Genomic DNA, 12,508 nt, shown 5'->3' on the forward strand with positions numbered 1-12,508 from the left:
GACTGTGCCGTCAGGACTGTGCCGTCAGGACTGGGGGTCCTGCAGCAGTCCGAGGACGTTGCCGTCGGCGTCGGTGAAGGTCGCCACCAGGCGTCCGGTGCCGACGTCCTTCGGCTCGTCCTTGACCGTCGCGCCCGCCGCGGTCACTTCGGCGAGTTTGGCCTTGATGTCGGTGACGTGCCAGTACGTCACCGGCCCGGTCATGCCCTGCTGCGCGCCGTTCGGCACCAGGCCGATGTGCTGGCCCTCGGTGTCGTAGCCGACGTAGTAGGGCGCGTCGGCCTGCGGCTCGGTGCCCAGCAGGGCGGTGTAGACGGCCTTGGCCGCGGCCAGGTCGGTGACGGGGTGCAGGACGGTTTTGATCCCCTGGGTGCTCATCGTCGGTGCTCCTGAAGTCGTGGTCTGCGGTACGGCGATGACGCTATTCGCAGCCCGGTGACCTGCGCTTCTCGATTCCTGATCGGTCAGCCGAGCAGTGCGGTGAGCACCCCGTCGAGCAGGCGGACGCGGCGGTCGGCGATGCGGTGGACCTCTTCGTCGTGGGTCGCGACGATCACGGCCGCTCCCTCGTCGGCGCAGCGGCGCAGCAGCCGCAGCACCCGTGGCGTGCTGCCCGCGTCCAGGTGCGCGGTCGGTTCGTCGGTGAGCAGGACCCGTGGCCGGCCGGCGACTGCGCGGGCCAGCGCGACCCGCTGCTGCTGCCCGAACGAGACCTCCAGGGGGTAGCGGTCGCCGAGTTCGCCGATGCCCAGCTCGGCCAGCAGCTCGGTGACCCGGCCGGTGATCGCCGCGGGGGACGGGCGGGGGACGTCGGAGCGCAGCCGTAGCGGCAGCGCGACGTTCTCCGCGATCGTCAGCTCGTTGGCCAGCCCGAGCGCCTGCGGCAGCACCGCGCAGGTGTGCCACGGCGGCGCGCCGCTGATCGGGACCCCGTCGAGCAGCACGCAGCCGGAGTCGGGGGAGTCGAAGCCGCACAGCAGTGCCAGCAGCGCGCTCTTGCCGGACCCGGACCGGCCCGACACGGTCACCAGTTCACCGGCGCCGACGCGCAGCTCCAGCCCGCGCAGCACCTCGACGTCCCCGCTGGGGTGGGCGAAACTGCGGCGCAGGCCGACGGCTTCCACGAGGGATTCGGTCATGGCAGCGGCTCCCGTTCTTCGATGCCTTCGAGCGCGCCCTTGTGCAGCCGGGCCACCCGCGCGCCGAGGTCGATGAGGCGTTCGTCGTGTGAGGCGACCAGCACGGCGAAATCCTGGTCCACCAGGTACCGCAGGGTGTCCAGCACCAGGTCGGCCGAGGCTTCGTCCAGCTGTGAGGTCGGCTCGTCGGCGAGGATCACCGTCGGCTGCGCGGCCAGCACGCACCCGAACGCCAGCCGCTGCTGCTGCCCGCCCGACAGTGCGGCGATCTTCCAGCCGCCGGTGCCGTGCAGGCCCAGCTGCCCGAGGATGTCGTCGGGATTGCAGTCGGTCCCGGCGGCCTCGGCCGCGGCGCGCAGGTTGTCGGCCACGTTCAGGTAGCCCAGCAGGTTGTCGGACGGGTTCTGGAACACCAGCCCCAGGTGGTGGCGGCGCAGCGTCCGCCGTTCCCGGTGCTTGAGCTTGCGGACGTCGGCGCCTTGGAAGGTCAGCGTGCCGCGGGCGGGCTGCTCGAACAGTCCCAGCACCCGCAGCAGCGTCGACTTCCCCGAGCCGGACGGCCCGGCGAGCACGGTCATGCCGCGGGCGGGCACGTCGATGCTGACGTCGTCGACGCCGGTGACGATCCCGGCGGGCGTCGGGTAGTCGACGCCGATGCCGCGGAGGGAGAAGATGGGTTTGTCAGGCACGGATCAGCTCCGCGGTCCGGGCGGTGCGCACCGAGCGCACCGCGATCCAGCCGGCCAGCGCGACGACCGCCGCGCCGATCAGGACGACGGTCAGCACGAACGGCAGCGGGTTCGGCAGTTCCGAGCGGGGCGCGAGGAACGTGGCCGGGTCGAACCGGGGTACCGACAGGCCCGCCACCGAGATCCCGCACGCGACCCCGACGACGATCGCCAGCCCGCTGATCGCGCCCAGTTCCATGAGGTGACTGGCCAGCAGCGTCCGCGGCCGCATGCCCATCCGCAGCACCAGCGCCCCGGCCAGGGCGTTCTGCCGCCGCCGTACCTCGACCGCCACCAGCAGCGCCAGGATCGCGACCACCCCGAGCACCGCGCCGAGCAGCGCGACGAACGAGAACGTCCACGACACCACGAAGAACGGCAGACCGTCCAAAGCGGACTCGCGGCTGATGCGGTTCGGGATGAACACCCCCGCGGCGCGCAGCGCGGTGGTCGCCTCCGCCATCGGCGACGTCGTCAGCACGCTCCACTTCGGAATGCCGTCCAGCTGCGCGTGGCTGAGCACCGTGCGGGAGACGACGTAGCCGGGGGAGGTGCCGATCATCGGGAACACCGGCAGGTCGCCGGCGACGACCGCGTCGGGCAGCCCGTCGGGCAGCTTGCCGTCCTGCTTGGCCGTGTGCCCGACGCGGATCACCGGCGTGCCGCGCGGGTCCGGCTGCGAAATCTTCCGCAGCAGGCCGTCGAGGTCACCGGCCGGGACGTGGTCCACCGCGGCGCCGCGGGCGAACGTCGCGGGGTCGACCACGAGCACCACGCTGCCGGTGCCGGTCAGCTCGCCGACCACCGTGCTGGTCCCGGCCATGGACGCGGGCATCGCGACGGTACCCATGCCGATCGGGCTGTCGGTGTCGAGGCGGGCGTTGCTGCCGACGAAGATCGCCGACTTGGTGTCCAGGGCCTCCTCCTGGCCGCGGGCGATGCCGAGGCCGGTGGCCAGCGTGCCGATGGCGAGGGTGCCGATGACGAGCACCCCGGTCACCGGGGCGCGGGCGCCGGCCAGCCGCCGGATCGCCAGCTGCAGCGCCGGGTGCGACCAGAACCGGGCCCGGTGCGAGGCGTGCAGCGCCAGCCACGCCAGCCGCGCGGTCAGCAGGCCCACGGTCAGCACCACGAACACCGGGTAGGTCAGCGCCAGCGGATCGATCTGCGGCAGGGGATTGCCCAGCCGCGACGTGGTGCCGTAGTGCGCCAGGCGGGTCCAGCCCAGCCACGCCATGCCCGCCGTCGCGAGCTCCCACGGGAAGTACGCCAGCAGCCGCACCCGGTTGCCGGTGCGGCGCACCCGGCCGAGTTCGAATTCCCGGTGCACCCGCACGGCGACGACGAGGGCCAGCAGCACCAGCGACACCGCCAGCGTGCCCGCCGCGACTCCGGCGGCGCGCAGCTCGGCCGCCGGATCCGGCGCGCCGGGTGGGCCGTACACGCCGAGCAGCACCCGTGCGGCGACCGCGCCGGCGGCGCCGCCGAGCAGGATGGGCAGGCCCAGTTCGGCGACGGCGAGCCCGCCCAGTGCCGCCGGGCCGCTGCCGCGCGCGGAAAGCAGCCGCAGCTGGGCGTGCCGCCGCTGGTACCACTGCAGGGCGACCGTGCCGAGGCCGGCGCAGCCGACCAGGACGCTGATCAGGGCGAGCGGCAGGATCGAGACGAACACGTTGTCCTGGGCCTGGCGGGAGATCTGCACCGAACGCTGGAACGTCGGGACGTCGGCGGCGATCAGCGCACCGAGGCCCTGGGCGGTCAGGTCGGCGCGGACGTCGGCGATCAGGTCGCGCGAGCGTTGCAGCAGGTCCTCCGCCGCGCTCAGGGTGGCCGGCGCCGGCTCGTAGAAGGAGACGTGGAAGTACTGCATCGTCGGCAGGCCGATCGCCTTGATCGTGTCGTCGAAGGTCTTGCGGTCGGTGGCGAAGACGATGGAGTCGATCGGGTCGTCGACCAGCCGGTCGATGACGGCCCCGGACTGCTGCGAGCACCACCACCGCGGCGGTGGGTCGAGCAGGTCGCGGTAGATGCCGGTGACCGGCGGCAGTGCGACGCCCTGGATGCCCGGTTTCGCGCCGACGCCGATGTGCTCGGCGTCGGCCACCACGTTGCCCAGCCACAGCCCCGGCGCGCGCGTGCCCTGCTGCAGCGTCAGGTTGTCCAGCCCGACCTGGTCGCGGTAGCCGAGGCGGATCTTGTAGTGCGGGTCGCCGTTGAACCGGGTGCCGCGGAGCACGTTGGTGAACTGGCCGACGACGGGCGCGCCGAAACCGTGGGCGGCGGCGTGCCGCTGGATCGCGCCGGTCACCGCGGGGATGTCCTGCACCGGCATGTTGCCCTTGCCGAACATCGGGCCGTAGCTGTCCGGGCAGGTGATTCCCGTCTGGTACTGCACCGCCGCGCCGCCGGCCGCGGAGGCTTGCAGCACCGCGGCCGTGCCGAGGAAGCAGGCCAGCAACGACGTCACGGCCGCCACGATCAGCGTCAGCGGGCTGGAGAGGGCAGCCTTCGGGGCCGCCCGCCACGGCTTGGTCACTCTGCGTTGTCCATTCTTCCCCCGTAACACCCGCATGGACGCGCACGCTACCGGCCAACCCCGCGCAGTTGGAACGTTTTTGGCACGATCGTTGCTCACGCCCTGTGTTCGTCCCGGAGTTGCGTCGCCGAGCAACCACGGCCGCCATCCGGCCGGTTTAGTGGTCTGGACCTTGACGGGCTGATTGGTCTGATCCAATCCTGAAGCGGTCCCGCCGTGCACCGCCGCCGCACGGCTTCCCGCCGGCACTGGAGCGCAGATGCGTCGACGCAGACCTTTCTCCCGATTGTCCGTTTCCCTGGCCCTGGCGGCGTTCTCGGCGGGTGGCCTGGTCGCCGCGGCCGGGACCGCCCAAGCGGCCACCCCGCTGCCCGCGCACGTCTTCGCGCCGTACTTCGAGGCCTGGACCGGCGAGAGCCCCGCCGCGCTGGCGCAGCAGTCCGGGGCCAAGCACCTGACCATGGCGTTCCTGCAGGCCGCCAGTAAGGGCTCCTGCACGGTGTACTGGAACGGCGACACCGGCATGCCGGTCTCCGGCGCCACCTTCGGCTCCGACATCGCCACCATCCGGGCACGCGGCGGCGACGTCATCCCGTCCTTCGGCGGCTACACCGCCGACAACACCGGCACCGAGATCGCCGACAGCTGCACCAGCGTCGACTCGATCGTCGCGGCCTACGAGTCGGTCATCACCACCTACGACGTCCCCCGGCTCGACATGGACATCGAAGACAACTCCCTCACCGATTCCGCGGGTATCGACCGCCGCAACAAGGCCATCAAGAAGGTCCAGGACTGGGCCGCGGCCTCCGGGCGCTCCCTGCAGATCTCCTACACCCTGCCCACGACCACCCGCGGCCTCGCCGACAGCGGGCTGAACGTGCTGCGCAACGCCGTCACCAACGGCACCCGCGTCGACGTCGTGAACATGATGACCTTCGACTACTACGACAACGCCGCGCACGAGATGGCCACCGACACCCAGACCTCGGCGAACGGCCTGGTGAGCCAGCTCGGGGCGCTGTACCCGGGCCGGACGCAGGACCGGCTGTGGGCGATGGTCGGGATCACCGAGATGATCGGCGTCGACGACTTCGGGCCGGCCGAGACGTTCACCACCGCCGACGCCGCCACCGTCTACAACTGGGCCGTCTCCAAGGGCATCAACACCCTGTCCTTCTGGGCGCTGCAGCGCGACAACGGCAGCTGCCCCGGCGGCGCGGCCGCCGACAACTGCTCCGGCATCGCCCAGGACACGTGGTTCTTCAGCCACGCCTTCGAGCCGTTCACCGGCGGCACCTCCGTACCCGGCAACGACTTCTCCCTCGCCACGAACCCGGCCTCGGCCGCCGTGGACCCCGGCGGCTCGGCGTCGGCGACCGTGAGCACCGCCGTGACAGCCGGCTCCGCCCAGCCGGTGACGCTGTCGGTCACCGGCGCGCCCGCCGGCGTCACCGCGTCCGTCAGCCCGGGCTCGGTGACCGCGGGCGGCAGCGCGACGCTCTCGGTGAGCACCACCGCAGCGGCCGTCCCCGGCAGCTACCCGCTCACCGTGACCGGCGCCGCGGCCTCCGGCAGCCACCGCGCCACCTTCACCCTCACCGTCAACGGCACCCCGCCCGCGGGCGGCATCGTCAACGGCGGCTTCGAAACCGGCGCGACGAGCCCGTGGAGCGCCCCCGGCGACGCGATCGTCGCTTCGCCGGCGCACTCGGGCACCCACGCGCTGCAGGTGGTGCCCTCGGCGTCGGCCACCGGCGAGGCGGCGCAGAACGTCACGCTCGCGCCGAACCACGCCTACACGCTCACGGCGTGGGTGCAGGGCAGCTACGCCTACGTCGGCGTCCGGGGCGGAGCGAACGCGAGCACGTGGACCTCCGGTGGCGGCTGGACCCGGCTGTCGGTGCCGTTCACGACCGGCGCGTCGGGTGCGGTGACGGTGTACGTCCACGGCTGGTACGGCCAAAGCGCCGTCTACGCCGACGACTTCGCCATCGGCTGAGGCGTTCGGCGGCGGCCCGGTTGGGCAACACGGAGGTTGGCCGGGCCGCCGCGAGCCGAAAGACTCCCCGGGGGACGATCTTCCGTCCCGCCGAGGAGGAACCGATGCCGCACATCCCGCTCGACCCGGACCTGCCGGGCATCTCCGCGCTCTTCGCCTACCGGCCGGAGACCGCCGCCCCGCTCGGGCAACTGGCCGAGGTCCTCCTGCGCGGCCCCAGCACCCTCACGGTCGGGGAACGCGAGCTGATCGCGACCGTCGTGTCGCACGGCAACGAGTGCCGCTTCTGCACCGGCAGCCACGCCGCCGTGGCCGCCGAAACCCTCGACGGCGGCCGCGCGGTGGTCGACGCCGCGTGCGGCGGCATCGACGACGCCCCCGTGTCCGCGAAGGTCAAGGCGCTGCTGCGGGTCGCCCTCGCCGTCCGCGAGTCCGGCCGGGCGGTCACCGGCGAGCTGATCGCCGCGGCCCGCGCCGAGGACGCCACCGACGTCGAAATCCACGACACCGTGCTGATCGCGGCGTCGTTCTGCCTGTTCAACCGGTACGTCGACGGCTTGGCCACGGTCGCCCCGGACGACCAGGCCGTCTACGACCAGATCGGCAAGCGCCTGGCCACCGGCGGGTACCTCCGCTGAAAGCGCCGCCTACTGCAGCACCGCGATCGGCAGGACGACCAGCTCACCGCTGTCCGGCCGCCACGTCTGGCTCTTGCCCAGGCACCGCGCGTTGAACTGACCTTTCGGCACCTCCTTGCGGCGCAGGTGGTCGTCGTGGCAGGCCACCCGCACCCACGCGTCGTGGCCGCCGATCCGCGCGTGCAGCACGACCTCGTCGTCGGATTCCTCGGCGACGGTGAACTTGCCCTGCAGCACCACGTAGCCGTCGTGGACTTCCGACAGCAGCGGCGAGCGCGTCCGGCGCCACGCCCGGTCGCCCTGCACGAGGCTGGTCGTCAGGTTCGCGTGCACGACGCCGTGCTGGGCCTCCAGCGACTGCAGCGCCAGGCCCAGCAGGGTGTTCGCGGTGACGTGCACGTCGTAGCTCGTCTCCGTCTCGTGCCCGCGGTTGCCGCCACGGCCGAACTTGAACCACTGGCTGGTGAACCCGAACGAGCCGTCGGTGTGCCGCCGGACGAACTCCGTGATGGTCCGCTTCGCGATGTCGCCGTAACCGCCCTGCTGGCAGATCTCGATCACGCGGGGCTCGTCCAGGTAGAACGGCAGGCCGGGCAGCAGCACCGGACGGCTGCGCCGCAGCACCCCCAACACCAGCACGACCAGCGTCACCACCGCGGCCAGCACGGTCGCGCCCCAGACCCAGACCCACCCGTCCAGCACCGACCACAGCATTGCCCTATCGACATCCACGAAGCTCTTTCACCGCCTCCGTCAACGATTCCGCGTTGCCGTCGACGACGCGCCCGCCGGTCGCGGCGGTGACCCGGCCGAGCTCGGCCGGGTTCGCCTCGCCGAAACGGATCGCGTACGTCGGCCCGGCGTCGTGCCTGCCGCCCAGGAACGCGGCCAGGCCCAGGCCGGCGTTGTTCTCGCCGTCGGTCATCAGCACGATCGACGTGCCCGGCTTCGCGATCCGGTAGGCGTGCTCGAGCGCCGACCAGATCGCCGTGTACGGCCGCAGGTCCGCCGACGCCACGACCGCCTGCAGCGCGTCGACGTCCTCCTTGCGCGACACCGTGATCGCGCGCTCCTCCAGCACGTCGCCGGCGAACCGGATGATCGTCACCTGCTCGCCGACGTAGAACCGGTCGAACCCGTTCAGCGCGGCGAACGCCCGGCGCAGCGCCGCCACCCGCGGCCCGGCCATGGACAGCGAGTAGTCCAGCACGAAGATCACCCGAGCTCCGGTGCCCGCGCGGTCGTAGGCCTGCAGCAGCCGGTCGACGACCTCCTGGCGGTCCGGGAAGTACAGCGGATTCCCGATCGGCGTGGCCAGTTTTCCCGTGCGCGGCAACGCCGGATCGGCCGGGCGCCGGAACGTCCGGTCCATGATCGCCTGCTGCGCCGCCGGCGTGCGCAGCCACTGCACGACCTTGTCGTAGGCGGCGCGCTTGTCCGGGTTCCGCAGCATCAGCGGGTAGTCCGCGAGCACGATCCCGTCGCGCGGGTAGACGACCTCGAGCGGCTCGCGCAGCCGTCCCGACGCGTTGAGCGCCAGGATCGTCGATTCCGGCGCGACGACGCCGCCGACCTCGTCCTGGCGGCGCACGTACTCCGCGGTGACGTCGGGCGTGCCGAACGCCCGGCCCGCGAGGAAACCCTGGATCCGGTCGCACCGGACGTCCTCCGGGCGCAGCGCCGCGCCGGTCCCGGCCGCCGCGGTGGCGACGCCGATCAGGGCGGCCATCCCGCTACCGGAGACGTGCGGATCCGCCATGCCGTACGTCAGCTCGCCGCCGGCGGCGCGATCGGCGATGTCCGCCCACGTCGGCCGCGCGCCGAGCTTCGCCGCCTGGCTCGCTTTCACACCGAAGACCAGCGGCGAGAGCATGATCGACGTCGTCAGCTTCGGTTCGGCGCCGCGCAGCCGCAGGAACCGGCCGGTGGCCGGCCAGGCGACGTCGAACCCGCGGTCCAGTTCGGCGGTCGCCTCCATCGTGCCGCGGTAGTCCATGACCAGTTCGACACCGGTGTCACGGCGCAGATCCGCCAGCACCGGGCCCAGATCGGCGAGCTCGCCGGTGGCCAGCACGGTGAGCTTCGTGTCGGCGGGCCCACCGGGACTGCACGCGGTGAGCACGAACAGCAGGACAAGGGCAGCCCTCACCACCGGCACTCCCCGATCTCGTCGACCATCCGCCGGAACTGCGCGTTCTTGGGCAGCCAGGTCTCGCTGTCGGCGGTGGCGGTCTTCGGCTCCGGGATGCGGCGCTGCGCCAGGTACCCGGCGAAGTCGAACTGGGCGGTGTCGGCCGAGTACACGTGGAAGCCCAGCTCGACGGCCCGCCGGCGCAACCCGGGATCGGACACCAGCAGGGACCCGATGGCGTCGCCCTCGGGGCTGAACGAGATCAGGTCGGGCGCCGTCTCGTGCTGGGCGCTGGGGTACATCAGCACCCGATCGGTGTCCAGCGCGAGGTCGTTGTCGAGCCGCCGGTTCTGGTAGGCGAGGTACTGGTGCTCGTAGATGACCGCGACGGTCGCGAAGCTGCGTCCCTCCGGGACGAAGTACTTCGGCGCCATGTCGTCGCTGTGCTGGCCTTCGGCGTCCAGCATCGGCTTGATCCCGCGGGCCTGCTCGACGGCTTCGGCTTCCGTCGCCGCCGGATGCGAGTAGCGCGCGTAAGCGACCAGCCCGACGTATGCCGCGCCCGAGTAGCTCAGGCACGGGTCGGGCGACTGGGTGAGCAGCCGGTTCGCGCTCAGCTCGGCGTTGTAGTCCGTCCAGTGGACCTTGGCGGCGACCAGCGCCATCAGCTTGCCCATTTCGACGCTGTAGTACAGCGGCTTGTCCCCGGCGTACTGGGGACGGGCCACTCCGGCCGTGACCAGCGCCTGCGCGTAGTCGCGGAAGGTGCCCAGCACGAGCGGGGTGAAGAACGGCTTGTAGCCGATGGCGTGCTTGCCCTGGCGGCGCTCGTAGACCCGGTCGGCCGCGGCCTGCCCGGAGGGGAACACGAACTGGTAGCTGTCCAGGTCGGCGGTCTCGGCCAGTTCGAACGAGCCGACCGGGGTGATCCGCACCTGGTAGCCGTGGCTCATCAGCAGCCGCTTGACCTGCTCGTCTTCGAAGAAGTCCCGTTTGGACGCGAGCATCGCCCGCACCACGGTGATGGGCTCGAGCGGCCCGCGGACGTGCCCGGCCAGGAGCAACGCGACGAACCCGAGCACGAAGACCCCGGCCGGTGGCCCGAACCAGGACAGGAAACGCCGTCGCCGGTCGACGACCCGGAACTTCGGTTCCTCCACCCCAGCCCCCTCCGGCCTCGTCCTCCGGTATTCAACGAGACGGCGGTGACAGCGACCACGACCTGCGCCGAAGTTGGACCGAACGGACGATCGGTGGTGGCGTTCGGTGAGGGTGGAAGTGGTTTGGAAGCCGGATCCCGCACAATACGGGGGAACCTGAAGGAGCCGAACGATGAAACGTGCCTTGGCAGCCGCTTTGCTCACCGCGGCCGCATTCGCCCTGCTCGCCCCCGTGGCGTCCGCCACGAGCGGTCCCCCGACCGACCCGTCACCGGTCGGCGGGGTGGGCAGCGGCCCCTACATCGGCGATGTGCCGAAACCCGGTCCGGGCGGCCGGTGACCGGAGCGAGACGAGCCCGCTAGGGCACCAGCACGACGCGGCCCGGGCGGCTCCACGCCCGGGCCGCGTCCTGCAGCGGGACGCGCTCGTAGCCGACGGTCAGCGCACCCGCCATCGCCTGCGCCACCACCGTCAGCAGTGCTTCCCGGCGCTCGTCGGCGGTGAGCTCGTTGTTCGTGTAGCCGCGGATGTGCAGCGACCGGCTGCGCAACACGGCCGAGGGGACCGGGCAGACTTCGCCGGCCGCGCTGCCGAGGTTGACCAGCCGTCCACCCGGCCGCAGGGTGCGCAGCGCCGCCGCCGCCGGGATCCCGCACACCGGGTCCAGCACCAGGTCAACCGGCCCGGACACCGCACCGAGCCGCTGCGCCAGCCCTTCGACGTCTTCGTCGTCCTCGAGCCGGACCGTGCCGTCCGCACCCAGCCGCCGGGCCCGCTCCAGCGCCCCGTCCGACCGCGCGCACGCCACGACCCGCCCGGCCCCGGCCACCCGCGCCAGCTGGACGGCCGACTGCCCGACCACCCCGCCCGCGCCGAGCACCAGCACGGTCTCACCCGCGGCGAGGGCCCCCTTGCCCGTCAAGCACATCCACGCCGCGACCGCCGAGAGCCCGAGCGCCGCGACGAGCGCGTGATCGGCCCCGTCCGGCAGGGCGACCACATCGGCGGACGCGGCCACAACGCACTCGGCCATGCTGCCGTCCCCGGGACGCATGCCCGCCGCCGTGGCGAACCAGACCGGCTTGCCCGCCAGCAACCCCACTCCCTGCACCCCCGGCACGTACGGCGTGGCGGGGGCGCCGAAGTAGGACGTGCCCGACGCGCAGAGCAGGTCGAGCGGAGTGATCGGCGCCGCCGCCACGCGCACGGCGACCTCACCGGGCCCCGGCTCGGGCTCCGCCCGCTCGGCCACCACCGGGGGCTGCCCGGCCGTCCGGATCTCCGCGGCGCGCACCGGCGGTCACACGGGCTGCAGGACGAAGTCGTACCGCGCCTCGAGCCACGGCCGGCCCGATTCGCCGCCGTCCGGCGTCGGCCCGGGGTCACGGGGCTCGAAGGCGACCACCAGTTCCTGCTTGGTGCCGAACACGACGTCGCTGTCGAGGTACGGCGCGCCCTCCTGGAACAGGTGTGTGATCAGCGGCTCGTAGCCGGCGGCGTTGATCAGGAAGTGCACGTGGGCGGGCCGGAAGTGACTGATGTCGGTGGCGCCGATCAGCTCGCCGACCGGGCCGTCCATCGGGATCGAATACCCCTTCGGCGCGATGGTGCGCACGCAGTAGGACCCGTCGGCGCGTGTGGTGTACTTCGCCCGCAACCGAGCCTCGTCGAGGTCCGGGATCTGCGCCTCGTACGCGCCTTCTTCGTCGGCCTGCCAGACGTCGAGGATCGCGCCGGTGATGGGGGAGCCGTCGAGATCGCGCACCGATCCGGTGAGGTAGAGCGGCGTGCCGGGCAGGCCGTCGGACATGTCGCCGCCGAACCCCTTCTCGGGCGAGCCGTCGATGTGGAACGGGCCGAGCACGGTGGCCGGGGTCGCCTCGGCGTCGAAAGCGTGGTTCATCTGGACGACCAGCATGCTCAGGCCGAGGACGTCGGAGGCGAGGATGAACTCCTCGCGCTTGTCGTCGCTGATCCGGCCGGCCTCGGTGAGCCACCGCATCGCGGCCATCCACTCGGCCTCGCTCAGCCGCACTTCTCGGGCGAAGGCGTGCAGGTGACGCACGAGGGCGGTCATCACCTCCGCCGTCCGCGGGTCGTGGGCGCTCGCCCAGCGCTGCGCGGCGAGCTCGGTGATGTTGTCCTCGGTGACGAGCTGCATCGGCGCGTCCTC

12 protein-coding genes are annotated in these 12,508 nt (G+C 72.3%); 3 read left to right on the top strand and 9 right to left on the bottom strand.

The window, feature by feature from the left end; genetic code table 11:
* Nucleotides 1-24: 24 nt before the first annotated feature.
* The 4 genes from AB0M80_RS20870 to AB0M80_RS20885 all read right to left on the bottom strand — a co-directional run bounded on the left by AB0M80_RS20870 (nt 25) and on the right by AB0M80_RS20885 (nt 4,403).
* On the bottom strand, nt 25-378 hold the full coding sequence (locus AB0M80_RS20870) for a VOC family protein (protein WP_364567091.1): 354 nt from the start codon (nt 376-378) through the stop codon (nt 25-27).
* Nucleotides 379-464: 86 nt separating this feature from the next.
* The gene (locus AB0M80_RS20875; RefSeq protein WP_364567094.1) at nt 465-1,139 is read right to left on the bottom strand and encodes an ATP-binding cassette domain-containing protein; all 675 of its coding nucleotides are present in this window, start codon (nt 1,137-1,139) and stop codon (nt 465-467) included.
* Nucleotides 1,136-1,828: an ABC transporter ATP-binding protein gene (locus tag AB0M80_RS20880; RefSeq protein ID WP_364567097.1), complete on the bottom strand. Its 693-nt coding sequence runs from the start codon at nt 1,826-1,828 to the stop codon at nt 1,136-1,138. Before AB0M80_RS20880 ends, AB0M80_RS20875 begins: the two co-directional genes overlap by 4 nt.
* The gene (locus AB0M80_RS20885) at nt 1,821-4,403 is read right to left on the bottom strand and encodes an ABC transporter permease (RefSeq protein ID WP_364567100.1); all 2,583 of its coding nucleotides are present in this window, start codon (nt 4,401-4,403) and stop codon (nt 1,821-1,823) included. The genes AB0M80_RS20880 and AB0M80_RS20885 overlap by 8 nt, the downstream gene beginning before the upstream one ends.
* Before the next feature lie 286 nt (nt 4,404-4,689).
* Here AB0M80_RS20885 and AB0M80_RS20890 point away from each other — a divergent pair, with 286 nt between their 5' ends.
* Nucleotides 4,690-6,405 carry a glycosyl hydrolase family 18 protein gene (locus AB0M80_RS20890; protein ID WP_364567103.1) on the top strand — a complete coding sequence of 572 codons (1,716 nt, stop codon included), beginning with the start codon at nt 4,690-4,692 and terminating at the stop codon, nt 6,403-6,405.
* Between the two features lie 104 nt (nt 6,406-6,509).
* On the top strand, nt 6,510-7,043 hold the full coding sequence (locus AB0M80_RS20895) for a carboxymuconolactone decarboxylase family protein (RefSeq protein WP_364567106.1): 534 nt from the start codon (nt 6,510-6,512) through the stop codon (nt 7,041-7,043).
* 9 nt (nt 7,044-7,052) lie between these two features.
* Here AB0M80_RS20895 and AB0M80_RS20900 read toward each other — a convergent pair whose 3' ends face one another.
* Genes AB0M80_RS20900 through AB0M80_RS20910 form a run of 3 tightly spaced genes read right to left on the bottom strand, consistent with a single transcriptional unit; the run spans nt 7,053 to nt 10,334 of the window.
* Nucleotides 7,053-7,745, bottom strand: coding sequence for a hypothetical protein (locus AB0M80_RS20900; RefSeq protein WP_364567109.1), 693 nt, complete (start codon nt 7,743-7,745; stop codon nt 7,053-7,055).
* 16 nt (nt 7,746-7,761) lie between these two features.
* Nucleotides 7,762-9,192 (bottom strand): substrate-binding domain-containing protein, encoded by a 1,431-nt coding sequence (locus tag AB0M80_RS20905; RefSeq protein ID WP_364567112.1) that lies wholly within the window; start codon nt 9,190-9,192, stop codon nt 7,762-7,764.
* Nucleotides 9,189-10,334, bottom strand: a complete 1,146-nt coding sequence (locus tag AB0M80_RS20910; protein WP_364567115.1) for a hypothetical protein — start codon at nt 10,332-10,334, stop codon at nt 9,189-9,191. Before AB0M80_RS20910 ends, AB0M80_RS20905 begins: the two co-directional genes overlap by 4 nt.
* Before the next feature lie 172 nt (nt 10,335-10,506).
* On the opposite strand from AB0M80_RS20910, the gene AB0M80_RS20915 reads away from it, so the two are divergent.
* On the top strand, nt 10,507-10,674 hold the full coding sequence (locus AB0M80_RS20915) for a hypothetical protein (protein ID WP_364567118.1): 168 nt from the start codon (nt 10,507-10,509) through the stop codon (nt 10,672-10,674).
* A 19-nt stretch (nt 10,675-10,693) separates the two neighbouring features.
* On the opposite strand, the gene AB0M80_RS20920 is transcribed toward AB0M80_RS20915, so the two are convergent.
* Together AB0M80_RS20920 and AB0M80_RS20925 are read right to left on the bottom strand one after the other, a co-directional pair.
* Nucleotides 10,694-11,629: a zinc-binding dehydrogenase gene (locus AB0M80_RS20920; RefSeq protein ID WP_364567119.1), complete on the bottom strand. Its 936-nt coding sequence runs from the start codon at nt 11,627-11,629 to the stop codon at nt 10,694-10,696.
* Nucleotides 11,630-11,635: 6 nt separating this feature from the next.
* Nucleotides 11,636-12,496, bottom strand: coding sequence for a dioxygenase (locus AB0M80_RS20925; protein ID WP_364567122.1), 861 nt, complete (start codon nt 12,494-12,496; stop codon nt 11,636-11,638).
* Nucleotides 12,497-12,508 lie beyond the last annotated feature (12 nt).

The sequence above is a fragment of the Amycolatopsis sp. NPDC051045 genome, assembly GCF_040682955.1.
Taxonomy (GTDB): domain Bacteria; phylum Actinomycetota; class Actinomycetes; order Mycobacteriales; family Pseudonocardiaceae; genus Amycolatopsis.